Here is a 23,193-nt window from a genome sequence, read left to right as displayed (position 1 = left end):
CATAAAAAAGGAGCAGATTTTATTATGGCAAGACAAGGTTTATTTTTAGGAACGCATTCTCTTCACCAATCTTTTTTAGAAGAGGCAGCATCACATCGTTTTGATGAAGTACAGGTTGAAACGGTGCATCATTACTTTTCGGGATTCGGTCAGACGGAATTATACAGTGTCTACTATGAAGGCACTTCGTTTCCTGAAATTTGGTATTCTCCACGTGAAATCAATCTTTCTAAATTTACATTTACAAAGAGCGGCAACGTGTATTACCTGATTACGCATTCAAGTGTAGCTGATCCGAACATCATTAGACGAGAACTTGAGCGTGATGTTGAAGCGGAACGAGAGGCATTAACGGAGTATGCCAAAAAGATTGATTTTAGCACTCCAAACAATGTATTTACAAAGCCATTTGATTTTCAGCATATGTTCGACAATGCAAATGGGCGTGGTATTGAAGCAGTCTTTACAGATCGCAAACAAGCACTTATTTACATGTACGAATATTTCTCTCTAGGTTCGTTTAAGCGAGTTGATTCATATGAAGAGTTCTTAGCTTATTGCAGCACGTCCATTGATGAATTATTCCAGCGTATCGAAGATGAAGAAAATGATTTTGGCGATGATTTTGATGAAATTTGGGATCAAGAGTGGCGACAACAGTGGTTGGAGGATTTTAACGAAGTGTTATCTGATGACGAAAAAGAAACTGTACTTTAGGAGAAAAAGACGATGACAAAACATTTCACAGAATTACAGGTAAAGCAGATGAATGCTGCTATTAGTATTTTAGGAGAGGCAATGGCACGCATTATTGAACTTCAAGGATATTCAGATTTGACATTATCACTTGAGGGTTCAGTACATGAGTTAGATGCTATTTTAAAAGAATTTGATGGCTCACAAGTTAGAAATGAAGATGTGTTGAACGTAGCTTTAAACGCAGATATAATTATGCAGGTTCGAAAGTATACAAAAGAACAAATAACAGATGTATTTACGGATTTAGGAAAAATATATGAGCGTAAGGTAGATAAATTATCACAAATGTACAAAGATGGTCGTGAAAAAGAAATTGATTACGCTACCTTAGAGCAGGAAACGGATGAATTACGTGATGTACTGGCAACAGGTCAACCCAATGCTACATTTGAGTATAAAAAAATGCTACTTCAAGAATTATTGAACTCAACAACTTCGGGCTCTATTTATGATACAATTAGTAAATTCGTTGTTAAAGAAAATTAATTAAATTGAGTAGAAAAAAACTAATAAACTTATAGAATGGGGAAATATATTGACAGATGGGCGAGTAGCTTATCTTTGCTATTAATAACTTCAATCAAGAGCAGGGGTATATTCCCTGCTTTTTTATTTTATTAAATTAGGCATACATTTTATTTAAGTACGTATAAGTAGAGGTGATTTATAAATTAGGAGGTCGATTAATCGATCAATAGGAGGAATTTTATATGGCAAATGATTTAGCGACAGTAGAAGAAGCAAGGGTAGTAGCAGCAAAAGTTCAGGAAATTTTAACTTCTAAGCAAGCAAAATTAGAAGCATTAAAAGAAAAAGGTGAAGAAGGCGAAATTCACTACAGTATTTTAAGTGAAGAAATTGAAGATTGCAAATTCTTGCTTGAGGTGAAACCTGAAGATTTAGCTGATTTTGTTCATAAAGCAGATCGTGTAGTGGCATCAACAACTTCAGGATCGGTTTATGATGCTGTATATGCAATTTCTAAAAAGGCATGTCCTCTATAATGTCCTTATCAGCACGAAACAAAGAAAAAGAAGTGAATTACTGCACAATATGAGGATATTGCGTAGCAGAGGAGGAACTTATATGAATAAGTTTAAAAAGATTATTGAACATAAACGGGAAATGGAGAACATCATTAACGATTTAGAAGGTGCTAAAATTGAGTATAACGGCTATCAGGGTACTGTTATCTCTGTTCATTTGAATGGAACAGCAACTATTCATTTAGAGAATTCCATAGGCATGACTTGGGAAGAAGATGTAACTTGGGAAACACTGGCTAAATGTTGAACATTTTGAGTATTTTGTTGATTAATGAGTTTTAAATAGCAGAAGGTGGGTTAGCAAGGTAACATATCTAATGGAGCCGATAGTAATTAAAAAATAAGGAGTGGTTGTAGGTGACTGAAAAAGGAGCAGAGCTGAAAAAATATCTAGTCAATTTAGAAGAAGGTGAAAAGGTATTTATCGTTGATGTTTGGTGGAGTATTAATTTACCAAATAATCCATCCTTTGATGAAGTGCTGGAAGAGTGGATGTCTGAAAACTTCGGGGATAAACAATATGAATATCATTGCTTAGATGATTTGCCTAGCTATGAAGCTGGAGCAGTAGGTTGTTAAATAAATGTTTTGTTTTTATTAGGGATTGCAGCGATGCGGTCCTTTTTTGTTTGGTTATAAAGCTAACGAATGCTACGTAGGATGAATGGTGTTTTATAAATTTGGGGCAGGTAAACTTGCACATTTGGAGGTTTTTATTATGACGAAGTTTTCTATGCCAAAAAAAATTACGGCATACAAAGAGGTATTGGAGTTGACGCATTTTATCAAAAAAGATGCAAAGCTTAATTTCAGAGAAGAGGCAGAACAATGAATGAAGTTGTGAAGGAATTGAATGCCCTATATGTTTATCAAGAACGTACTAAAGTAGGAGCGGCAGCAGCTGTATTACACGCTACGCCAAAACAATTGCAAGATTACATTACGGATTATGTAACTGCTTCTTATTATGGTCACGAATTAGTTTACATGGTAGAAAATTTGCAACAAAAGCACGAATCGATTTATCGAGGCACGTTTTTTGAGAAATCCTTATTGGAAGTGGGGAACGTTATTTCTATCGGTTCTGATTTAGTATCTACTACAAAGAGCTTAGAAGTAGCGAAATCATTTGCTTCTATTTTGATTGATAATGGGTTAGATGAAAGTATTTATGAAACATATGCAGACGAGGGTGTATTCGATCCTGATTCGGATGATTTTGTACAAAATGTCGAAGCACTTTATGCAAATGTTATTTTTAAAATTGATGAAGTTGAGGGATTATATCTTAATGACTTTTATGATTTTGATCATAAGTTTATTAAGGAAGAGGAAGTATTGATCTATGCTCAAAATATGAAATTCGAGGTGCAGTCTCTTCAGGTGCATAAAATTGTTTCGAAAAAAGATGGTAAAGATGTACCTCTATTATTAGTTGAATTGAAGCAAATTAAGGAGTGTATTTAATATGGGTGAATTAGCTGTACTGGAACAATTATCTACTAAGAAATGCGGTTCATATAAAGAGGCAAGGAAAATCGTTCAAAGTAGATCAAACGAATCGCTATCGGAGTATATTATAGAATATATTACGAACAACGATTTTGGCTACGAATTGATGTGTATTGTTGAGCAGCGTCAATTAAAAGTTCCTGTTTTATATCGAGGCACTAAGTATTTGAAAAGTGAGTTGACGGAAGGAACGGTGCTTAATTTTAATGAAAAGCTCATATCGACATCTAAAGATATGCTGATTGCTGAAACATTTGCTCTTTCGGCTACTACGGATGAAGTGGCAGAATGGGTATATGATCTCTATGAAGATGTTGAAGATGCGTTTCCTACGGTAAGGGAATTTTGTAAATATGTGAATGATTTATATACAAATGTGTTATTTGTGATAAAGGGTGCTTCAGTTTTAGTATTAGGAGACTTTTATGCATATAATCACAATTTCACAGAAGAGCAGGAAGTATTAATTGAAGGAGTTAAGCAGAGTTTCGTTGTTAAGAAAGTAACATTTAAAGAAGGTGTAAAAAATTATAGTGGAAAAATTGTGAAATATTGCGAAGTAGAAATTTCAAAAGTGAAAATTGCATAAATAAAGTAAAGGCTGAATCTAATTCAGTCTTTTTTTATGGGAAAAACGGAATCAAAAATATTTTACTCGCATAAGTTATATTAGTTTTTATAAAAAAGGGGCAATTATTTGCTAATTTCAAAGGAGGTTATAGCGTGCATTCAATATTTCAAGAGTATCAAATCGGTGAAACATTGATTGTAGCAGATGAAAAAGCACTGGATCAAGGCGGCATGATGCTTTGCAACGGTGATGAAGTAAGCGTTATTGGTATTGAAGTTTTTGAGAAAAATCCTCGAATTGAAGTGAGATTACCATATGGCGAAAATGAGTATTTTTATGAGCAAGAACTACAAGGTTTTATTAAATAAGGATTTTAATATTAAGGAGAGATTTTATTATGGAAGCACATTCAGCTAAATGGAGTATTAAACAAATTATTGGTGGTATTAACAAGGGAAATATTTTATTTGATTATCCAATTCAACGAAGCGGTGAGCAATGGACACACAAGCAAAAAAGTGAATTAATTCACTCAATTTTATTTGGATTGCCTATACCAGCAGTTTATTTCTTACGCTTTTTTGAAAAACGTGAAGATTCAGTTAAGCTAGTTCCTGTACGTTGGGTGATTGATGGAAAGCAACGTTTGACAACAGTTCATTCGTTTCGTAACGATGGGTTCGCACTTTTAGAAACATCTTTGCCAATTCATCTAGATGGTCAAGCTATTGAAATTGCAGGGTTGAAATATAGTGAGCTACCTGAAGAGGTACAAGATTTATTACTTGGCGAAGGGATTCCTAACTACACGATTGATAAAGATTTAACAACAGATGAAGAAATTGAGCTTTTATTTAACCGAATGAATAGCTCAAAACCATTAACAATTCATCAAAAAGTTAAGTCATTGATGGGGATTAAATTTTCTACATTGTTAAATGATCTAGGGGATCACAAAACAATCTTAGAATTATCAAACTTCCCACCAGGTCAAATTCGTGATAATAAGCATCAAGCAGCTATCATACAAACAATGATGATTCTTGAGAATTTTGAATATCGAGGATTTTCAGCTGCTGAAACATCACGTTATGCTGAAACGGTAAAAGATGATTTGGAAGGTAAAATAGAAACGCTGGCAAAAGTCGAGCAAGCTTTAGATTATTTAGCTAAAGTCTTTGATAAAAAGGAAAAATTCTTACTTAAAGTAGTAAGTTTCCCGATGACTGTTGCATTGGCGTATAAAGCTATTGGTCGTGGGGTTGAGCCTGATTTCTTCGCATTATGGTCAATTGCGTTTAATGATGCGATACAAGGCGAAAAAGAGGTCAATATTCAAACAAACTATTTGGATTACACAAATTCAGGTTCGACAGACTTAGCAAAAGTACGTGGTCGTATTAATGCAATGCAGGAGCATTTTGATGAATTTATGTTAGTAGTTGCAACAAATGAAAAAGCAGAACAAATAGCATAGAAAAGAGGAAATCAAAATGAAAGCAGTTTGTCCGAAAGATAAGGAACATAAGCTATTTATTACAACGGCACATGTGGTACAGGAGTGGGTGGTAGACGAAAACGGTGATTTTAATAGTGTAGCAAAAGAATGTATTGAAACACTGCATGGTCCTCAAATGGAAAACAGCTGGACATGTAAAATTTGTGGAGCTGAAGCTTCATTATCTGAAGAAGTTTAATTATTTATATTCTAATCAGAAATAACCTTAAATGACTGATAGCTAAGCTATTGGTCATTTTTTTTGGAATAAAGCGAGTAGTAGCAGCATAAAGTATCGAAGATAACATTTAAAAATGGATGTTTGTATTGAAACAAAATTTACAGGAGTGATTGTTGTGAGAGTAGATCTAATAGGATTTAATGGAAGTGCAACACATGGGGGAGCAAAAGAGCAATTTATTAATAATCAGGTATATGATCAAGGTCAATCATTTCGTGGAATGTTGCAAGAATGCTTAGGTAAACAAGAGGTCATTGATGATACAAAAAAGCGAAATTCTGTAGCAACAAGAATGTTAGAAGCTAATTTTATGCCACGTTTAGCAAAACATTGAAGATTTGATCTATACAGATTAAGTCTTTTTTTGTGGCATATTTTTTATTGAGTATACGTATAATTCAACGAATTTTAAAAAACAGGCGTTCATGCTAGAACAATTTAGGAGGATTTTATGGTAAATCAATTGGAAGTAAAGACTTATGCTGTAAATTTCTTAGATGATGAATCTATAAAGTTATTAGAAGAAGTGGGAAATATCATATATCGTTCACCAATTTTAAATCTTGTTTATTTGCAAACATCTGTAAGTCCAGCTGAAATTAAAAAGTTGTCAGGTGTGTATCAAGTGAATGAAAGCGGTGTAGGGCGACTACTAGGAAATGTAGGGGGATTTAGACGTGCAGCGTATTCAAACTGAAGTGTTAAAAGAGGCAATTTTACAACAAAAAAAGCATAATCCTGAATTTAAGCTATTATCCGTATTTGTTAATATTGGCGGAAAATATATGGATTTAGTGTATGAGAAAAGCTCGAATGGGATTGAAACATTGGAAGTCTATTACTATGACACAAAATATAGAGGGAATGGTTCAACTACTTCTAGGGCATGGGAAATCTCTAAAGTGCCTAAGAAATATAAGGAATATGTAGAAGCTTTGCAAAAGCGAATCCGCTATGTCCGAAAAGGATATAAATTAAGTATGCAATTAGTATAAAAGGGCGTTACACATGTTGATAAAAAGTTTGGAAGAAAACACTGTTAAAAAGTGAAGAATTTAGATGAAGGTGAAGTTCCAGCTGATGCATATAAACATTTAACAGGTGGTTCAATTATTTATATTGGAGGAATAACAAATGATGAAAAATGATGATGCAAGAGCATATTTTGTAGAAAAAGGTTTAACGTATTCAATCATTACAGAAGCGTTTATTGAGCAATTAGAAATATTTATTACTGAAGAGCTGAATGCTTATCGTCTTACGGAAAATGGTAAGTCAATGGATATGCGATTACGAAAAACGCTAAAAAAACAAGTGAAAATATTAAAGCGTACAGGGCTCATTTTCGCTTATTTGCGAGTTGACGGAAGTTATTTTCATAATCGTGAAGCTATATCATTTAATAAAGATGGCTTTATTGGATTTGGTGGAGAATTTAGCAGCAATAATACGCAGCCATACCTAAAAGCTTTTGTTCGTTGGTGTGACTTTGTAGCGAGTGAGATTTGAATAATATTGTTTAGGAAGGAGATTATTTTATGAGCGAATGTGAATATAAAGAAGATTCCATGCAGTCGTTAATGAAGCAAGGTCTTGATAAAGCACAAGCATTAAAAGTTTGGGAAGATTATGACAAACAACAAACAAAAGAATATAACGAAACCATTAAAGGTGAAGTTTCTAATTTAAGGATGTGAACTATTTAACATTCTAACCACTAACAGGTTCGTATAAAAATAGATGTATTGATGAAGGGAAGCGAATAAAAGATGGTAGAAGCATGGAAATGTGATACACCTAATTGTAAAGGGTTTGTAGTATTTGAGAATGCAGACTTTGATTTTAATGAAGTAGAATTGATTGGTGGCAAATATGCCTTTACTGATCCACGTTGTTCAGAATGTAAGAAGGAATATCTAGTTGTTCCTCATTATACAGTTGTTTCAAACAGTGATGATCCTGTAGCAATTAAACCAGCTTGTATTACTGAATTTGAACAGCGTGATAAAGAGTTGAAGGATAAAGGTTATCGATATTAATAAAATGGTCTAGTGGCAAATTGCTGCTAGACTTTTCTTGTTTGAAACAGGCATGTTTTACAAATTATCTACGTATAATTCGATATGTTTTATAAAAATGGATATTCTTAAATGGATAATTGGGAGGATTATTAATGCGTATTAATGAATTAGTAGAAGAATTTGGTTTAACAGCGGAAAGTGCCATTGAGAAATTGGGGCAATTGCTAGAGGTCGTAGAGGTTCGTTCTGTAGCACCATCATTTGATGAAGTGGTTCTCCGTATCGATAATGATAACGGTGAGGTGGTATTAGATGTCGATTATAACAATTTAGAAACAAGTGAAATACAATACAATACGCTATATGTAAATGACAAATTGATCGGTAGCTATAGCGTCAAAGGTAATGTTGGTGTAAATCAAATTTACGAAAAAGCTTTTGTGCTATTTTCAGAAGCAAATTGGGATTTAGATCGATTTAAAGAGCTTGCAACAACTCATGATTGGGAAGTCGATTCATCGGCTGAGCACTTTACATTAATACCAAATAAATAAAATGGTTTAAAAACAAGGTATTTATTATTAATAAAACCTTGTTTTTTTATTTTATTTTAAAAAAGCTTTTTGGTTGAAAGAGTTATAACAGCCATTGCTCATACATAGATTGTTATTAGATTTTTAATAAAAAAAGGGGCATGTTTCATGCATAGAGGGAGGCTAATTATATGCTAACAACAGTAGAAGTAAATAAGACGTTTTTTGAAGAAAAGATAGAACAGGTAGAAAAGTTTAATCTATCAAAAAAACAAGCGTTAGTGGCAGATTACATGGTTGATCAAGAATACACAATTGAATTAGTAGCCTTAGTCAACCTTTATAAGAGAAAATTTGAGAAAGTTTATCGTGGAGCTCGCTTTAAAGCAGAAGAAATTTATGAGGGTAATTATATTTCATTGGGTGATAGTTTAGTTTCGACAACCCTTGAAGAAAAAGTAGCTATCCCTTTCGCATTTAATGATGTGGACGATGCCATTATGGAGGCATATGCTGCTGAGCTTGATGATGAAGAACTAGAAGATCTAGTAAATGAATTATACAGTTACTGTGTGTTCGAAATTGAAGAAATAGAAGGATTGTATTTAAACGATTTCTTTGATGATGCAAATAAATACACGTATGAGAAGGAAGTATTATCAGATCAAGAGGGATTAGTTTATAAAATTTTAAAGGTTGAGCCTTTTAGTAAAGAGTATCCGCAAATTAACCGAGTAATTATTCGTAACATACTTAAAGATGATTGATAACGGAAAGAAAAATTATGATGGGATTAGCAGTCGTTAAGCTAAACGAGATAATAATCATTTCTTAGAAGTTGTGATTGATATTTTTTATACTATATAATGATGAAAAGGTTTAAGTTGATAAATTACTGGACCATTTAAGGAATGAAGATAGTTTATATCAAGGAGTGTATTGAGAATGAAAATGGTAGAAGTAGAATTTAGATGTGTAAAATGTGATCGCATATCTATTGAGTTTCATCCAGAAGATACCGATTTCAATAAGTTAAACACAGATTTTGAACATGATTTCGATTGTACTGAACGGGACGAAGAAGATGAAGATGAAGAAAATGACTTATAAATTACTAAGTATTTCTTATTGCACCACTTGTTACGAATACAAATAATAACAAAAAAACTTATACTTCTTGTATAAGTTTTTTTATTATTAGTAATATCTAAATAAAGATTACATATAGTACAAAAGGTTTTTTAAAAAAATGGGGTTTCTTCGGAAACAAATTAGGAGGAAATATTTTATGACACACGTATTAGATTTTTCAGTATTTACAGAGGTTTCTATTCCTGAAAAATTAGAGGAATTACAAAGTTTTTTACGATTAGAAACTGTTTCACATGCCAATCAAACATGTAGATTCTCTCTTAGCGAAGATGGTACTGGCTTTTCTTTAGGATATGGCGAGACAGAAATTGCAGATACGATATTAGGCATTGATTTATTTGTGAATTTTGAACATATTGGCTACATGGAAGATGCAGAAGAAGATGTAGTAGCATATCATTGCTTATTAAACTATATGAAGGCTGGTTGGGATCGTGATGTATTTATCGAAAATGCTCATACCTATTTCTATGGATACCATTTCGACTTCCAAACATCAAAAGAAGAAGCACAAACAATCGTGTTTAATGTTTGGGAAATTGTAAACCGATGGAATAATCGAGCTTCTTCAGATTATGAAAAGTATATTTCAGAGATTGGTGAAGCAGTGTTCAAATATACGTATAATACTGAGAATGAAACAAATGAGCTAACAGCGAAAGAAAAGTTATCTACGATTTATCTGTATTTGCATGGAGAAGTAAAGAATGATTCAGTCGAAGATGCAATGTTAGTATTAAGCCGTTTGCAAGAAGTCGTTTACAAGTAATATGTGTGAGAAAGCGAGGTGTTTTACGCCTTGCTTTTTTTATTGGGGGATAAAAATAAACAAATTGCATATATTTGCAAAGTATTAAACAAAAACAGGTGTTCACTTATGAACAATTAAATTAGGAGGATTTTATTTTGGGTAATGTATTTGAAGCAGCAGCGATTAATCTAGGGGAAGAGAAATTTGATAATGTTGTAGAGGCGTTTATAAATGTAGTAGATATTTCAGTTCAAGTATCTGCTTCAAAAACATACGAGCCGAAAATTGGAAAGGATTGGGCAATTTTTTCAAGACATTCCGATTTATACGTTACAAACGATATTGAAGCTATTAGTGTGAGTATAAATGATGAACGAATTGCTTACCTGGTAGAAGATCTTGATGAATCTGTAAAAAATGAAGTATTGCAAGAGTTATTTAGTTTCTATCAAAACTTAGATTATGACATAGAAACATTTAAAGAGGCAGCGTTGGAACATGCTAATGCTTTCGATTTTATGCAATATGAAGCTTAAAAAATGTATTTATGAGCGGCTATTATAGCTGCTCATTTTTTATTTGCCTATATATAAAATAGTTTTATTAGATTTGGCATATCTTTAGGAATATCCATAAAAAAACATACGTATAATGCAAGGTAATTTTATTAAAACAGGTGTTCAAATGAACATTTTAGGAGGATTTTATTATGGAAAAAACAGAGGCAAAAAAGTATCAGGCAGACAAATTAGCGGAGCTAATGGAAATCGTGAAAATCAAAGCAGTTGTAACAACAAATCAGGAATTTAAGCCTACAGTCGATGAACAAGGTAATTTAGTTCAGAACTATACAGAGCTTGAAGAAACAGATGCAATTGATTCAGTTGATCTTTATATAGATGACGAATATCTCGGCTATTCAGAGAGAGCAAACCCTGATGAAATTTTACAAACTTGCTACGAACTATTTGAGCGAGCTGGATTCGACAAAGATACATTTATTGAAATGTCGGAGAACTATGATTTTCCAGTAAGTGAGTAGTTGTAAGATTTACAGATTGTTGCCAATGGTTTATTAGAGAAGGTTTTAAAAGCCTTCTCTACATTATTTATTTAAAAATTTTATTCAAAAGGTGGATTTTATTATGACTAGCAAATTGATTACTAAAGTAGTAGAAGAGTTAAGAATTGGTGCAAATGAAGAAGAAGTACAGAAGCGTATGAAGGACTTAGAAGAAGGTTTTTTAAATGGTCTTGAAGATTTTAAAGGTTTCTTAAACGAAGATAATGCAATTCGTCATTTTGACGCAATGAGCATTGTTCGTGAATTAGAACAACCTGTTATTCTTCCTCCATTTAAAAGTTCTGAAAAAAGTATTGCATACACTTATAGTGATTACGCTTATAAACTAGGAATCGAATCAGCACTAAGCTTAATGGGGCTTTCAAAAGAAAAATTGAAAGAAGAATTTAATATTTTATTGAAAAATCCTGACAAGTTAGTGAAGATTCATGAACAAGCTGAGTTGATTGTCACAGATGAACGTCAATTCCCTAAAGATATTGGATTGGAAATGGTTATGAATTGTGGTGTAGAAAATAACCGTTTATTCAATAATGGAGATTTATTGACAGTGTTAAGTATCACCGAGCTACATGGCTTTGCTGAAATCAATGTAATTGATCAAGCTGGTTCTGTACATCAAATATACGAGGAAAACTTAACAGGTGTCGAGATCCATAATCGTTTTTACAAGACGGACGATCAGCAATATTTTCGTGAACTGAATGAAGAGGCTTTTGAGTATGTTGAATATCAACAAGTTCCATCAAATGACGATACGCCAAAGTTTCTTGTGAAGCACGATGTCCTTAACTTCGGAGATCTTTCTGAAGAAGAAATTAATGAGGCAATTTCAGGATACTATGAATCATTAAATGAAGTTGTTAAGACTTATGGCTCGCAGTATAAACAAATCGTAGTGGAATGTCATTTTGAAAGTACACAAGACAACATCGTGATTAATAATGCAGAAGAAGATAAAGCATTGGCTATTCTAAAGCGAATCGGTGTGCAAATTGATGAATTAGAAATTGATGAAGCATAATTGCTAGGAGGAATATAGGATGAAATTTGAAAAAGTAGAAAATACAATGTTTAGTAAACAACATTCAGACGATGTGTTTGAATTTGTAGAATATGGTGAAATGGATGAAAATTCTAAGGTTCAATTATTCTTCGTTCGTAATGCTAAGCTAGCGTTTTCTGATTTAACTGAATCAGAAGTAGAAGAAGTAATTATGCCTTATTACAGCAGCTTAGAACAACTTAAATCAATTCATGGAGAAGATTACAAAGAAGCGGTTTTAAAATGCTACTTTGGGGGGTTATCTTCTAATTCAGCAGTACAATATGTTGGCAATAAGCGTATTCAAATTGTTAATGCCATTTTAAATATCAATGCGGAAACATGTTTGCAGGTGTTAAAAGCAATGGGACTAACAATTGATGTACTTGATATTGAAACAGCTTCTATTCCTGAACAGGACTATGTAGCGTAAAAGGGGAAGAATATATGCGTAGTGAAAAGATAAAAGACATTAAAGAACGAATGAATCAAACAGATGAAGTTTTTATACGAACAGCTCGTATGGATATGTCATATCTACTTGATGCTATTACAAGTTTGGAAATGGATTTAGAACGTGCTGAATATAAAATTGAGGAATTAAAGGGAGAACACAACTAAGTATAGCGAGGAAATTTAATAATTTTTTTACCTTGGTGGCAACCTAAGTTGCTGCCTTTTTTTACATCATGTATATAGAAAACAGGAGGACTTACTTACATGAAGCAAATCAACAAAGAGGAATTGAAAAAGGTGTCAAAAAGCCAACCGTTTATGTGTGTAAAAGGGAAATTGACGAAGAATCGAAGTTTTAAAGAGGTAAATGAATTCAAACTAAAAAAAGGAGCATTATTTAACCTTCAATATATATTGGGGGAATTAACGATATATGAAAATGCTTCAAGTTTAATAGCTTATCAAACGACATCTAGCAATGAGATTAATGAACTGCTCAAGAACTATTTCCATTTAACTGAAGGCTCACAAGAAAAGGTTTATTGTGCCGTTACAGCAGAAATGTCTAATATTAATGTGTTCAAAGAGGCAATGAGAGAGGTCTGTGTTTCAGAAGTAAGATTTTTGAGTGTAGACAAAGTGGCTATTATTAAAGCTGATATTTTCGACATTCATGAAATTGTTATGTTTAGTAAGGAATATGAGCGTAAGCAAATTGTAGTTACTAATCAAAATACAACTTTTACGAAACACACAATTGTTGAATCAACAGGATTTGTAGATATTAATATAGATATAGCTGAGTATCCAATTTATCATCATTTATAAAATTTTTACCCTGGTGGCAACCTAGTTTGCTGCCTTTTTTTTATGTTCTAATCACTAGAATGCTAACAATCTTGAAAAATAGTGATGAAAACATATTTAAATACATATAATGCTAATGGATAAATTTGAGATTTGGAGGTGAATGTTGTGAAACATACAACACTTTTAGAGGCATACCGCAATGCATACAAGAAGCATTTTGAATGGGTGGCAAGATTAAATGAGGACAATTATCGCTACTTAGAAACATTGTTAGTCCAATCAGAGCAGCATGTATTAGAGGCGTTGCTTTCATCAGAACCGACAACTACATTTGCTGAGCTTCGAAAATCAATCAACTTAAACAATCCGACTATTAAGATCGTTTACGATTTTGCAGCCGAATATATTACAAATCACAAGGAGGGAAAAAATCATGTTAATTTTTGAAAAATGGTATCAGGAGCAGTATGGTCGCTCTTTTTTATATCAATACGACGATGCAGAACTAGGCGAGCTTTACAAAGCTTATGAAGATTATCGTCAGTCATTTTCTTTTACAATGACATTCAAGGAAGCTTTCAATTTCTTATCTAATCATGTTGTATTTAATGGCACTTTTATGAGTTGTCTAAACATTAAAGCGGAAGAGGATAAGGTTGTTGGACCATATATTGAATTTGAAGTAAATGTATATGTAGGTACAGAGGGTGAGTTTAAAACAGCTTATGATCCACGATTAGATGTTCGTTCCCAAACATTTGAAAAAGGAATTCTAATCTTAGCTGAATTAGTTAAGGAAGCATACGGCACTTCAACCGTAGAGGAAAATGATGAATTGCGAGCAACGCCAGTTTTCAATGGTGTCGTCAAGGAGGTATGCTAATGATCAATATTCTGCCTACAACTATTAATGGAAAAAAAAAGTAAGCTATTTATTGCATCTGATCATACTCAGCACGACACATTTGAAGAAGCAGAATGGCATGAATTTATAACAGATGAATTAAAAATTGATGCATTAGCGTTTGATTTTCCTCAATCTAATTGTGTAATGACACTTAAAAGCATAAACGATTTAGAGAGATTCCTTGCTGAAGAGTATGAGGGGTGTGAGCTGATAATTTTAAATGATTTTGAACAAATGGAATTTCCAAATCGGTACGTTATGATGGAATCAGTAGAGCATTATGGTGTAGAAAATCGATTAGTAAAATACACGATTTCATTTATTGAAATGAACGATTTTAAGCGAACGATGATTGATCAAATTATGTCATTATAAAGCGTAAGGAAGAAGTTGTATTATGCAGCTTCTTTTTTTATTGCATTATCTACTACTTTTCGATATAGTTTAGTTTATACGCATTGACTAAACTTTCGAATAGAGGACGGCTATGTATGTCTAAATATGTATTAGTGTTAAATGAAAAATGGTTTAAAGATTTACTGGAGGATTATGAAGCGGCTTTTAATGAGCTTTCTCGAAAATTAGGCTACTTCAATGAAGATTTGGCTAAAGAAGGAGTTTTCATTAAGTCAACAACGGTAAATTATCTAGGAAACGAGTATCCGTTCCCAATAGCTGTACCATTAAGGCAACTATATAATTGGATGACAGGAGTAGCTGGTTGCCCTGAAGAAGTTGAAAAAATTTTAGAGAATATACTTCAGCTCGTTTGGTTTAATCCATTTGTGGACAATACGGAATTACTAGATGTAAGTTGGGAGCAATGGACAGGTGCTACTGGCTCATATATTGGCATTTTTTATCGTTTTGCTCAAATTTCATTAAAACTTGAACGAAATGAAGAGATAAATGCTACTGATCTAGCAATGATTAGCGGTTTGTCTGCTGCTGCAATCGGAAAACAATTACGAGCAGGTAAAATAAAGGGCAGTAAGACAGCAGCAGGATGGAGTATTGAAGCAATGGAAGCAAAAGGGTGGTTAATAAAAAGAGTAAATTAGAAGGGATCTGTAAATATGAATACATCAGAGTTTAATGATATTGGTAAAGCACTACATGGTTTTATATTGTTGAAAAAAGCTTCTGAAATTGTTCAAGCCTATAAGGATAACGAAGGTATTGAATTTCATGAAATGGAGATAGCCCAATTATTTACCTTGTCTTATCGCCAGTTCAATGAAGATGAATTTTCAATTGATTTGATTATTAGAGTATATGACCGAATTCAAAATGAAGAGCGTCATAATCGAATTATTCAAGCTGTAAAAGAATGGACAGCTGAGAAAAAGATTGATTTAGATTCATTTTTAGAAATATTGCGTACAGAATCTGCTTAACCGAAGGATCGAGTATATACTCGGTTCTTTTTTTATGCATAATTTTAGTTTTAAGAGCGTAGCATGAAGCAGTTATAAAAAATAGGTGTTTCTTAGGAAACAAATTAAGAGAGGTTGTTGAAAAATGAAGCCATATAATTTACAAGAGGTAGATGCTCTTGTTCGAGCTGGTGTTGAGGTGAAAGTTATTGCAACTCAAAATGTAGATAATAAAGGAAATCGCATGATACAAAAGGGCGATTTCTATCTGATCACATGCAATGACGGTATTGTATATGAATTTCTAAACATTACAGACCTGTCGGACATTTTTACAGCGTGCCAATTTACGACTGGAACTACTGAAAGATTAGACAGTTTAAAAGCGTTTATTAGTTCATCAATGCTTCAATATGAAAATCAAATTGTTCAATGCATTATGAATGAATCAACTCAAGTTGATAAAAATTCGCTGGAAGCATTAAAACAAATTGAAGGTGTAAACATCGTACATGCAGACCGTTTTAAAACAGCTTTTGAGGTGCAAACTCGATTACTGCCAAAAGCAGTAGCAGCTGTTAATGAATTAACGGCAGAAGAAGATTATCAAGGACAAAGATCTATTGCATCACTAGATATAGATGTTGACTTCTCGATGTACGATTTTTACCACAAAGTAGGATAAAGGGGAAATTAAAATGGAATTTAATCAGGAATTATTTGAGATTTTATTGAAATGTGAAACACATATTTATTCTCGTCAAGAAGGAATTGAACTCATTGCATTTGTACCATTTGATGAGTTAGAAGATTTTACAAACGCATTGTCTGCTTCAGATTTAGATGAAGGCGGTATCGCATCATCTTTAGTTCAAGAACATGTTTGTGTAGAATTGCAGGATTTATTTGAGTACAACGATTATCGCATTTGCGATTATGCAGATTGCTTTTCTAAAGATGAATTAAAGCAATATGCAGCTGAGATAGCTACATTTGATGGAGATAAATAAGTAGGATGGCGGATTATTCAAGGTAAATAATTTGAATGGTCCGTTTTTTTTATGATAAACAGGGCTTTATTTAATAGGAGGTTTCGTAATGAAACAAGTGGCAATGAAGTATATTATTGATCAAATCATAGTAGGAAATGACCCTAAATTTTTATGCGTAGAACCATTGGATATTAATGTTGCAGATGGACAAAGCGATTTAATACGTGGAGGCATCTATTACGCAACATTTCATGAAAGCGGAGGACAAAATTTAGTATCGTTTTACAATTTAAACGATTCGAAACTTACACCTTTCATATTAAATGTCACTAGCATTCATGACAACACTATCCTGGAAAAAAGATTAGATGAATTGATTGGTCGAGTATTTCGCCATATTGAAAATTTAGACGAAATGATTTCTACAGTCATTGAAGATCCCTTTGAAGCAATTTTAAATAAGGCGATCCGAATCGAAAATTGCGTTAATGAATGTAATGATAATGATGGATTTCATTTCTATGCTAAAAATGCTAAAGAAATTATTATGGCAGTGAAAGTTCGCTATTTCCCAAAGATAGCAAAGCGATTCAATGATACGTATACAGAGGGCGGTTTGAGAAAATTTTTGATAGATTGGCATATTGACGCTGATTTAGCTGAATTTAGTTTTTATCAAGGTTGAAAAATTGGAGGATGAATAGAATATGAAACTAATGAATTTTAAAAAGGTATTGAAAGAATTTGAGGAAAGTTCAACAAATACTGTTCGATTATTAGCTACACGTACTCAAGTGGTAGAAAATGAGCTCAATATTATTAAAAATGGAATTACCTATATTTTTTGCGTGCAGCCAATTGAAGCAGAATCTCATTACGTACTAATGAATGCTTCTGATTCTAAAAATGGAGATATGCCTTTTGCAGTCAAGATGAGTGATGTTAGAAATGGAAAAGTTGATTGTGAAAACATTTTCTCTAATAACTTTTTATTAGTTGAGGGACATGATCGAATTGTTTGCGTATTACAGGATCAATCAAAATCAATTGTCAACATCATTCACCGTTTACGAGGAATAAAAGATGGCACAGCGATGGATAATGGAGTAGGCGTTGATATAAATTTTAAGGAAATTGATAAATGGACGTATGTAATTGAAATTGGTGCAATGCATGTGCCAATAATTGCACAGCAATTTCCCGATCATTTATTGGATGAAATGGATGAATTGGTGAGTAGTGGTTATGTATTTGATATTGATGTGGAATTAGCAGATTATCCATTCTATCACGAAGGCAGAATGCAATAGGGAAGAGGTAAAATGATGAATATTTTAACATATGAGTTCTTAGATAAAGCATTAGCCGAAAATAACAATGAAATATTAGTCATGGCAAGGGAAACAGCATATTCATTTGCTGGATACCTAGATTTTCAAAAGGGACAAAAATATTTTTTATGTTATGACGTAGCAACAGACATGTATTGTATTATGTTGCCAAATTCTGCTCGTAGTGTCGTAAAAAAATATCGAAAGTCTGATACTTCAAGTGAAGGGGCTTTGATGCGTCAGTTCTTCGGGTATGTTTATGAAGAAGTATATTGCCTTATTGAATTTAATGAGCAAATTGAAAGCTATTCAAACGCTATTAAACAATTTGTGGCTGGCAATAAAAATGCAGATTTGTTCATAAGTGATGATTTGCATTGGGTGATTCGATTAATGTCTGTAGACATCGATGAATTGGCTCGCAAGGCTCCAGCACGTACAGACGAAACCTTGTTTTCGGCAACACGTACAGGAATTCATTTAGAAATCGATATTGATCCAGCTGAGTACGAATTTTATCGTCAATAGATTATAAAGGAGCAGGTATTTCCTGCTCTTTTTTATTGAATGAATGTATGAGTATGTACGTAAAATATATGGATTTTTATTAAACATGGTATTCTTTGAAGAATATGGATCAGAATGCTCTATTGGAGAGGTGTAAATGTATGAAAGTAAACAATATAGAGATTCCAACAATTGAATTCTCTGACCTGTTCCATGTAGGAGATATGGATATTTCAGAAAAACAACGGAATTCGTATGAAGGAAGCGGATTATCCGTCAGTGATTGTCCCAAAGTTTGGACACGTATCGCTCGATTAGGTGGAAGAAATACGAATCGTTTAACAAAGGAGAAGGGCGTTTTTTTAAATTATCACGTTTTAGGTACAGCTCGAAAGAAAATTAAGAAATGGGGCTTAGAACAAGGTTTTATCGAGAAACAGGATATATATCTTGTGCCAGGTATGAATGAAAATGGAGAAGAATACTATATGTCTTTCACCAATCCTGAACATGCCTATGAAGAATACGCAGAATACTTAGAGTATAGCTTAGAAGAGGATTTGACGCTTAGTAAAGAAGCGGTTTTAAATAACCTTAGAAAGAGCGGCTATAAGGCAATGCCGAAATTATTAGAGGTATCCATGCGTGACCATATTGGTTCAATGGAAACAATTAATTTATTGGTAGTGGCATGGGCTGAACAATTTACAGAACTAGATGGTGTGCATTGGGCAGATATTTTAGATGAAGAAAATTTATCAGCACCTCGAAGTGTTATTTTTAATAACAAGGTGAAGGAGTGGAAAATTGAGCTGATGTGAAAGTATTAGAAGTATATAAATAAATATTATTAAATAAAAAGGTAGGATTCTCCTATCTTTTTTTAATTTGTAATTATATTTCAACAATCACATACGTAGGGTAAAGCAACACCTTTAATAAAAATGGAATCTGTTTTTAAGCAGATATTGGAGAAATATTTTATGGATATACATTATTAATTAACGATTGATGAAGTATTGAGTATTCGAACGAATCAGCTATTTCACAAATCGAAGGTTGGATTAAAAATGTTTATCCAGATGATAAAAAGGCGTAATAATAGTTGATACAAGGAGATGTTGATGATGAAAGAAACAACAGTAAATGAAAAATTTTTAGAATTTGCAGGGAACTTTTTTAATGTCCATGATAGTGAAGATGCTATTGAATTAGAAAGCTGGACAAATGGCGGAGTAAATATGTTTATCGTTATTTCCAAAAATGATGAAAAACCGTTTGATGAACAAGTAAGTAGCTATATTGAATATTTTGATGTTGATGAAGAAGTAGAAATCCATCGTGAAGATCAAAAATATCGAGATAATTTTTCAATGACAGAATCTATTCAAGATTTCGAAGCGTATAAGGAGTGGGTTGAAGGAATTTTAGAACAATACTATGGTGTTAGTCGTGGGGAAGAAATCACAGACGAAGAATTCTTAGTATATGTGAAAGATCACTTCTTAAATGTAAGTGTAGAAGAAGATGAAGTGCTGCTAGAACAATGGACTGAAATGGGTGAAGCGGTACACGTGGAACTTGTGATTTCTGACACTTCTTTGTTTAAGCAATTCAAAAGTTATGTAGACAACTTTGACGGAGAAGATTCTTATGACTTTGAAGAACATAAGCGTTGGCTGCAATATAGAATTATGGAATTGTTAAGCGGTGAAACGAAGGAATTGCCCGATACACGTCAGTTGTATGTAATCTATACAACAGATGAACATACAAGTCGGGATTCTATGCGATTAGTGGGGATAGTTGATACTTCTAAGCAACTAGCTAAAGCAGTACGAGAATTACTTATGAATGGTGTGATCGGACATGAAGGTGAGCAGATCGATTTAGAGGACTTATTTGATTTCGACGCTTTGAATGAGATTACTTATTTACATGTTGTTAAAACAAACCTGAATCATGTTGAAAGGCATGGTAGTTACATTTAAAATTTCAAGACAGTACAAATAAGAAGAGAGGATGATTAGTATGTCATTTAAGGATAAAAATGGGGAAACAATACTTGTAAATACTCAAGTTCAATATGAAGGAGATATTTATAATGTAGAGCAAAATCCATTTTCAAATCAATTAGTTATTGACAATGAATGTGGGCAAGAGGATTTATCGAAAGTGCATTCTAAATGTGAAATCATTAAATTGTAACCAGCTAAAACTAATAAAAAACACTTTGAGTAGTCTTAGGACCAATCAAAGTGTTTTTTTTATTGTTATTGAGCTCTTGTGCTTCTTTTATTGAATAAAAAGTGATTGTCCTACATAACTTGTAAAAGATTTTATTAAAAAAGGAGTTCATTTTATTGAATATATTTGAAGGGATGATTTTTTTATGATTAAGAAAGTTGTTTTTGATAAAGCGTTAAAACGGGCTTTGAATGGTGAAAAAGTGTCTATTATTTCTAGTAGATCGGTAACTAAAAAGGAGAAATATATTTTCAACAGGGGATGTCGCTATTTTATACGTGCTGTTCATGATGCTTATGAAATTGGATTGATTAAGGATGGCGTGTTTGAAGTCCAAAATCGCTTCACATTTGTAAAGTATAGTGATCCATCGGAATATAATCGATTGTTAGAATTATTTGCAACACGCTTTCAATTAGATGAACAAGATGAATATGTATTTGTTCGAGCGGTATTTAGTACAGAAAATGAATATGTAGATAAAGAACAATTGTTAGCTATGATTCATGCTCACCAGCTGGAGGAAATATCAAGAAGTAGCTATAGTGATAAAAAAGATGGACAAGTATTTGAAATGTGTGAGATTTATTATCGTGTAGATATGATGTATCTTTTTAAGCTTTGCAAAGCATTACCTGATTTTCGAGAATTGAAAATGTTAGATGGTGGGAAGTCGTTATTAAAGTCAGGTATTCAGCTTGAGATTGATATTGATGCAGCTGCATGTGATTTTTATCAAAACTAATAGATGTTAAATACGCCTGAGTACAGTATAGAAGAAGATACGAATGGCTTAAATGTTTACATCAAAACAAATATCGAGGTTGATTTTGATATAGCAAATTGAGAATTTTATCACAAGTGAAATGGGGCATAAGCTTATGAAAATATTAAATTTTGAAAAGGTAATGCAGAAGGTCGAAAATGGAGAAGTTGTTGAGATGGTGGCATATAAGAATTTTCATTACGATGGGGATTTCAATTTGCTTTATTGCAAACAAGGACATTGTTATACCTTTAGAATGCTAGATGAGTATTATGCAATACTGAAGCCACATGATAATGGTATGGAAGAAACGGTAGTTGTATTTAAGAAGGATCGTTATCAAAATGCAGAAAGAGCGGATTTAAAACGATTTATCGAAGATTATTTTTGTGAGCCACTTCAAGGTGATGTGTTTGTGGAAATAAAGAAAATAGTTAAAAGTTCAGCTGATGTGGATCATATTAATCAAGGTTTAAGAAAAATCCACAATCAACACGAATTTTCTATTTCGAATCGTTCTAGTATTAATTTGCCAAATGGTGAACAAGTAGTATGTATTGTTGGTCAAATTAAATCTTCTAAACTTTCGGCAATATGTGAAATATTCAGCGAAGTAGTTAAAATGGATGAAAAAATTAATACAACAGGCTATACAATATTCTTAGATGTAGATATAGCAGAATATGATTTTTATACAAATGGAATATGAAATGCGGTCATTAATGTTGTGAAGGGTTGAATTTGATGTTATGGATCAGTGAATGGAGGAAAATACAATGAATTTTGAGCGTGGAGATAGCGTAAAATTTGGAGAAAAATGGTGCGAAGAACATGGACGAAAAGAACTTATAAATCAAATTGTGAAATTTTCACCACAATGGTTTGAAGATGATAATGGTCTTTACACTTATGACGTAGAATGTCCTGGTATTTATGATGAAGTGAATAAAGAAGCTGATAGTATCTATCATCTATTTGGTAATAATTTTGAGAAATTTATGGATTGTGAACTTGTAAAAGGCACAGCTATAGACAAAGAAGAGTATCAAAAAATAATTCAAGACAAAATAGAAGCAGAAGCAAAGCATTGGGATGAATACGTGAAAAACATTTAGAAAATTTTACTCAATTGAACAAAATTTTTTAGTTATTCTAAAAAGGAGAGAGATGAATGGAAAGCAACCAAAATCAAATTAAAATTAATGATGAAGTAATTTTTCGAATTAAGCCTTATTACTACGGTGCATTGGGTGAATACCACGATGGAATAGTAACGGCTATTTACGAAAATGGTGTATTGGTTCATTACTTGTACGGTTACAAATCTGAATCTGACATTGTAAAATGGGGAGATATAATGATTGTTGGGGATAAAGAAAACGGAGAATATTTCAGAATTTGCGGATATAGTGGTAGAGGTAGAATACTAAACAAAGAGATATTAAATACTTAGTAAAGAAAAAGAAAATTTAAGCATTTAATCAATTGTGTAAATACCAAACTAATTCTAGAGAGCGGCTTTTATTAGCTGGCTCTTTTTTTATATTGGCATAAAAAATCATAAAATTGTATTTTCCAGCATAGAATG

Annotated in this window: 43 protein-coding genes; all 43 read left to right on the top strand. The window is 32.8% G+C overall.

The genetic code is table 11. The annotated features are described in order from the left end of the window. Positions 1 to 24: 24 nt before the first annotated feature. Positions 25 to 717, top strand: a complete 693-nt coding sequence (locus tag ACOMCU_RS01595) for a hypothetical protein (protein ID WP_421049221.1) — start codon at positions 25 to 27, stop codon at positions 715 to 717. A gap of 12 nt (positions 718 to 729) precedes the next feature. Beyond that, positions 730 to 1,245: a hypothetical protein gene (locus tag ACOMCU_RS01590; protein WP_421049220.1), complete on the top strand. Its 516-nt coding sequence runs from the start codon at positions 730 to 732 to the stop codon at positions 1,243 to 1,245. 224 nt (positions 1,246 to 1,469) lie between these two features. Further along, a complete protein-coding gene (locus ACOMCU_RS01585) occupies positions 1,470 to 1,763 on the top strand; it encodes a hypothetical protein (protein ID WP_421049219.1) in 294 nt (97 codons plus the stop codon). 82 nt (positions 1,764 to 1,845) lie between these two features. Further along, positions 1,846 to 2,052, top strand: a complete 207-nt coding sequence (locus ACOMCU_RS01580) for a hypothetical protein (RefSeq protein ID WP_421049218.1) — start codon at positions 1,846 to 1,848, stop codon at positions 2,050 to 2,052. Positions 2,053 to 2,162: 110 nt separating this feature from the next. Further along, positions 2,163 to 2,384, top strand: a complete 222-nt coding sequence (locus ACOMCU_RS01575; RefSeq protein WP_421049217.1) for a hypothetical protein — start codon at positions 2,163 to 2,165, stop codon at positions 2,382 to 2,384. Positions 2,385 to 2,633: 249 nt separating this feature from the next. Next, a complete protein-coding gene (locus ACOMCU_RS01570; RefSeq protein WP_421049216.1) occupies positions 2,634 to 3,272 on the top strand; it encodes a hypothetical protein in 639 nt (212 codons plus the stop codon). Position 3,273: 1 nt separating this feature from the next. Beyond that, positions 3,274 to 3,906, top strand: a complete 633-nt coding sequence (locus tag ACOMCU_RS01565) for a hypothetical protein (protein WP_421049215.1) — start codon at positions 3,274 to 3,276, stop codon at positions 3,904 to 3,906. Between the two features lie 134 nt (positions 3,907 to 4,040). Next, the gene (locus tag ACOMCU_RS01560; RefSeq protein ID WP_421049214.1) at positions 4,041 to 4,256 is read left to right on the top strand and encodes a hypothetical protein; all 216 of its coding nucleotides are present in this window, start codon (positions 4,041 to 4,043) and stop codon (positions 4,254 to 4,256) included. 29 nt (positions 4,257 to 4,285) lie between these two features. Next, positions 4,286 to 5,365: a DUF262 domain-containing protein gene (locus ACOMCU_RS01555; protein WP_421049213.1), complete on the top strand. Its 1,080-nt coding sequence runs from the start codon at positions 4,286 to 4,288 to the stop codon at positions 5,363 to 5,365. A 16-nt stretch (positions 5,366 to 5,381) separates the two neighbouring features. Beyond that, positions 5,382 to 5,585: a hypothetical protein gene (locus ACOMCU_RS01550; protein WP_421049212.1), complete on the top strand. Its 204-nt coding sequence runs from the start codon at positions 5,382 to 5,384 to the stop codon at positions 5,583 to 5,585. Between the two features lie 157 nt (positions 5,586 to 5,742). Beyond that, positions 5,743 to 5,961, top strand: a complete 219-nt coding sequence (locus ACOMCU_RS01545) for a hypothetical protein (protein WP_421049211.1) — start codon at positions 5,743 to 5,745, stop codon at positions 5,959 to 5,961. 117 nt (positions 5,962 to 6,078) lie between these two features. Next, complete coding sequence (locus tag ACOMCU_RS01540) at positions 6,079 to 6,324, top strand: hypothetical protein (protein WP_421049210.1); 246 nt, start codon at positions 6,079 to 6,081, stop codon at positions 6,322 to 6,324. After that, positions 6,305 to 6,622: a hypothetical protein gene (locus ACOMCU_RS01535; protein WP_421049209.1), complete on the top strand. Its 318-nt coding sequence runs from the start codon at positions 6,305 to 6,307 to the stop codon at positions 6,620 to 6,622. Before ACOMCU_RS01540 ends, ACOMCU_RS01535 begins: the two co-directional genes overlap by 20 nt. 139 nt (positions 6,623 to 6,761) lie before the next feature. After that, positions 6,762 to 7,136 (top strand): hypothetical protein, encoded by a 375-nt coding sequence (locus ACOMCU_RS01530; protein ID WP_421049208.1) that lies wholly within the window; start codon positions 6,762 to 6,764, stop codon positions 7,134 to 7,136. 29 nt (positions 7,137 to 7,165) lie between these two features. Continuing rightward, positions 7,166 to 7,324 carry a hypothetical protein gene (locus ACOMCU_RS01525; RefSeq protein WP_421049207.1) on the top strand — a complete coding sequence of 53 codons (159 nt, stop codon included), beginning with the start codon at positions 7,166 to 7,168 and terminating at the stop codon, positions 7,322 to 7,324. Between the two features lie 72 nt (positions 7,325 to 7,396). Beyond that, positions 7,397 to 7,666 carry a hypothetical protein gene (locus tag ACOMCU_RS01520; RefSeq protein ID WP_421049206.1) on the top strand — a complete coding sequence of 90 codons (270 nt, stop codon included), beginning with the start codon at positions 7,397 to 7,399 and terminating at the stop codon, positions 7,664 to 7,666. Positions 7,667 to 7,800: 134 nt separating this feature from the next. Then, a complete protein-coding gene (locus tag ACOMCU_RS01515) occupies positions 7,801 to 8,202 on the top strand; it encodes a hypothetical protein (RefSeq protein WP_421049205.1) in 402 nt (133 codons plus the stop codon). Positions 8,203 to 8,372: 170 nt separating this feature from the next. Beyond that, entirely contained in the window at positions 8,373 to 8,948 is a 576-nt protein-coding gene (locus tag ACOMCU_RS01510; RefSeq protein ID WP_421049204.1) for a hypothetical protein, read from the top strand. 178 nt (positions 8,949 to 9,126) lie between these two features. Continuing rightward, entirely contained in the window at positions 9,127 to 9,291 is a 165-nt protein-coding gene (locus ACOMCU_RS01505; protein WP_421049203.1) for a hypothetical protein, read from the top strand. A 178-nt stretch (positions 9,292 to 9,469) separates the two neighbouring features. Next, positions 9,470 to 10,102, top strand: a complete 633-nt coding sequence (locus tag ACOMCU_RS01500) for a hypothetical protein (protein ID WP_421049202.1) — start codon at positions 9,470 to 9,472, stop codon at positions 10,100 to 10,102. Positions 10,103 to 10,239: 137 nt separating this feature from the next. After that, positions 10,240 to 10,620 carry a hypothetical protein gene (locus ACOMCU_RS01495; RefSeq protein WP_421049201.1) on the top strand — a complete coding sequence of 127 codons (381 nt, stop codon included), beginning with the start codon at positions 10,240 to 10,242 and terminating at the stop codon, positions 10,618 to 10,620. Positions 10,621 to 10,793: 173 nt separating this feature from the next. Then, positions 10,794 to 11,126 (top strand): hypothetical protein, encoded by a 333-nt coding sequence (locus ACOMCU_RS01490; RefSeq protein ID WP_421049200.1) that lies wholly within the window; start codon positions 10,794 to 10,796, stop codon positions 11,124 to 11,126. Positions 11,127 to 11,229: 103 nt separating this feature from the next. After that, positions 11,230 to 12,192, top strand: a complete 963-nt coding sequence (locus tag ACOMCU_RS01485) for a hypothetical protein (RefSeq protein WP_421049199.1) — start codon at positions 11,230 to 11,232, stop codon at positions 12,190 to 12,192. Between the two features lie 19 nt (positions 12,193 to 12,211). Then, positions 12,212 to 12,646 (top strand): hypothetical protein, encoded by a 435-nt coding sequence (locus ACOMCU_RS01480; RefSeq protein WP_421049198.1) that lies wholly within the window; start codon positions 12,212 to 12,214, stop codon positions 12,644 to 12,646. 14 nt (positions 12,647 to 12,660) lie between these two features. Next, positions 12,661 to 12,834 carry a hypothetical protein gene (locus ACOMCU_RS01475; protein WP_421049197.1) on the top strand — a complete coding sequence of 58 codons (174 nt, stop codon included), beginning with the start codon at positions 12,661 to 12,663 and terminating at the stop codon, positions 12,832 to 12,834. Positions 12,835 to 12,933: 99 nt separating this feature from the next. Continuing rightward, complete coding sequence (locus ACOMCU_RS01470) at positions 12,934 to 13,497, top strand: hypothetical protein (protein ID WP_421049196.1); 564 nt, start codon at positions 12,934 to 12,936, stop codon at positions 13,495 to 13,497. Positions 13,498 to 13,644: 147 nt separating this feature from the next. Next, a complete protein-coding gene (locus ACOMCU_RS01465) occupies positions 13,645 to 13,926 on the top strand; it encodes a hypothetical protein (RefSeq protein ID WP_421049195.1) in 282 nt (93 codons plus the stop codon). Then, a complete protein-coding gene (locus ACOMCU_RS01460; protein ID WP_421049194.1) occupies positions 13,913 to 14,362 on the top strand; it encodes a hypothetical protein in 450 nt (149 codons plus the stop codon). The genes ACOMCU_RS01465 and ACOMCU_RS01460 overlap by 14 nt, the downstream gene beginning before the upstream one ends. Before the next feature lie 27 nt (positions 14,363 to 14,389). After that, positions 14,390 to 14,761 (top strand): hypothetical protein, encoded by a 372-nt coding sequence (locus tag ACOMCU_RS01455; RefSeq protein WP_421049193.1) that lies wholly within the window; start codon positions 14,390 to 14,392, stop codon positions 14,759 to 14,761. A gap of 116 nt (positions 14,762 to 14,877) precedes the next feature. Beyond that, positions 14,878 to 15,447 (top strand): hypothetical protein, encoded by a 570-nt coding sequence (locus ACOMCU_RS01450; protein ID WP_421049192.1) that lies wholly within the window; start codon positions 14,878 to 14,880, stop codon positions 15,445 to 15,447. Positions 15,448 to 15,462: 15 nt separating this feature from the next. Further along, complete coding sequence (locus tag ACOMCU_RS01445) at positions 15,463 to 15,783, top strand: hypothetical protein (protein ID WP_421049191.1); 321 nt, start codon at positions 15,463 to 15,465, stop codon at positions 15,781 to 15,783. 124 nt (positions 15,784 to 15,907) lie between these two features. Next, the gene (locus tag ACOMCU_RS01440; RefSeq protein WP_421049190.1) at positions 15,908 to 16,447 is read left to right on the top strand and encodes a hypothetical protein; all 540 of its coding nucleotides are present in this window, start codon (positions 15,908 to 15,910) and stop codon (positions 16,445 to 16,447) included. A 13-nt stretch (positions 16,448 to 16,460) separates the two neighbouring features. Further along, complete coding sequence (locus tag ACOMCU_RS01435) at positions 16,461 to 16,772, top strand: hypothetical protein (RefSeq protein ID WP_421049189.1); 312 nt, start codon at positions 16,461 to 16,463, stop codon at positions 16,770 to 16,772. Between the two features lie 88 nt (positions 16,773 to 16,860). Then, positions 16,861 to 17,439: a hypothetical protein gene (locus ACOMCU_RS01430; RefSeq protein ID WP_421049188.1), complete on the top strand. Its 579-nt coding sequence runs from the start codon at positions 16,861 to 16,863 to the stop codon at positions 17,437 to 17,439. A gap of 22 nt (positions 17,440 to 17,461) precedes the next feature. Next, positions 17,462 to 18,064, top strand: a complete 603-nt coding sequence (locus tag ACOMCU_RS01425) for a hypothetical protein (protein ID WP_421049187.1) — start codon at positions 17,462 to 17,464, stop codon at positions 18,062 to 18,064. Between the two features lie 12 nt (positions 18,065 to 18,076). Beyond that, positions 18,077 to 18,613 (top strand): hypothetical protein, encoded by a 537-nt coding sequence (locus tag ACOMCU_RS01420; RefSeq protein ID WP_421049186.1) that lies wholly within the window; start codon positions 18,077 to 18,079, stop codon positions 18,611 to 18,613. A gap of 140 nt (positions 18,614 to 18,753) precedes the next feature. Beyond that, the gene (locus ACOMCU_RS01415) at positions 18,754 to 19,413 is read left to right on the top strand and encodes a hypothetical protein (RefSeq protein WP_421049185.1); all 660 of its coding nucleotides are present in this window, start codon (positions 18,754 to 18,756) and stop codon (positions 19,411 to 19,413) included. Positions 19,414 to 19,716: 303 nt separating this feature from the next. Further along, on the top strand, positions 19,717 to 20,583 hold the full coding sequence (locus ACOMCU_RS01410; RefSeq protein WP_421049184.1) for a hypothetical protein: 867 nt from the start codon (positions 19,717 to 19,719) through the stop codon (positions 20,581 to 20,583). A gap of 40 nt (positions 20,584 to 20,623) precedes the next feature. Continuing rightward, complete coding sequence (locus ACOMCU_RS01405; RefSeq protein ID WP_421049183.1) at positions 20,624 to 20,800, top strand: hypothetical protein; 177 nt, start codon at positions 20,624 to 20,626, stop codon at positions 20,798 to 20,800. Positions 20,801 to 20,984: 184 nt separating this feature from the next. Next, a complete protein-coding gene (locus ACOMCU_RS01400; protein ID WP_197224766.1) occupies positions 20,985 to 21,584 on the top strand; it encodes a hypothetical protein in 600 nt (199 codons plus the stop codon). A 136-nt stretch (positions 21,585 to 21,720) separates the two neighbouring features. Then, on the top strand, positions 21,721 to 22,314 hold the full coding sequence (locus ACOMCU_RS01395; RefSeq protein WP_421049182.1) for a hypothetical protein: 594 nt from the start codon (positions 21,721 to 21,723) through the stop codon (positions 22,312 to 22,314). A gap of 67 nt (positions 22,315 to 22,381) precedes the next feature. Further along, positions 22,382 to 22,720 (top strand): hypothetical protein, encoded by a 339-nt coding sequence (locus tag ACOMCU_RS01390; RefSeq protein WP_421049181.1) that lies wholly within the window; start codon positions 22,382 to 22,384, stop codon positions 22,718 to 22,720. 56 nt (positions 22,721 to 22,776) lie between these two features. Continuing rightward, positions 22,777 to 23,058 (top strand): hypothetical protein, encoded by a 282-nt coding sequence (locus tag ACOMCU_RS01385; RefSeq protein WP_197224769.1) that lies wholly within the window; start codon positions 22,777 to 22,779, stop codon positions 23,056 to 23,058. Positions 23,059 to 23,193: the final 135 nt, after the last annotated feature.

The sequence above is a fragment of the Lysinibacillus sp. UGB7 genome, from assembly GCF_049058285.1.
GTDB classification, from domain to species: Bacteria; Bacillota; Bacilli; order Bacillales_A; family Planococcaceae; genus Lysinibacillus; species Lysinibacillus sphaericus_B.
The sequence above is the reverse complement of the archived record's forward strand: the minus strand, read 5'-3'. Positions and strand labels throughout refer to the sequence as shown.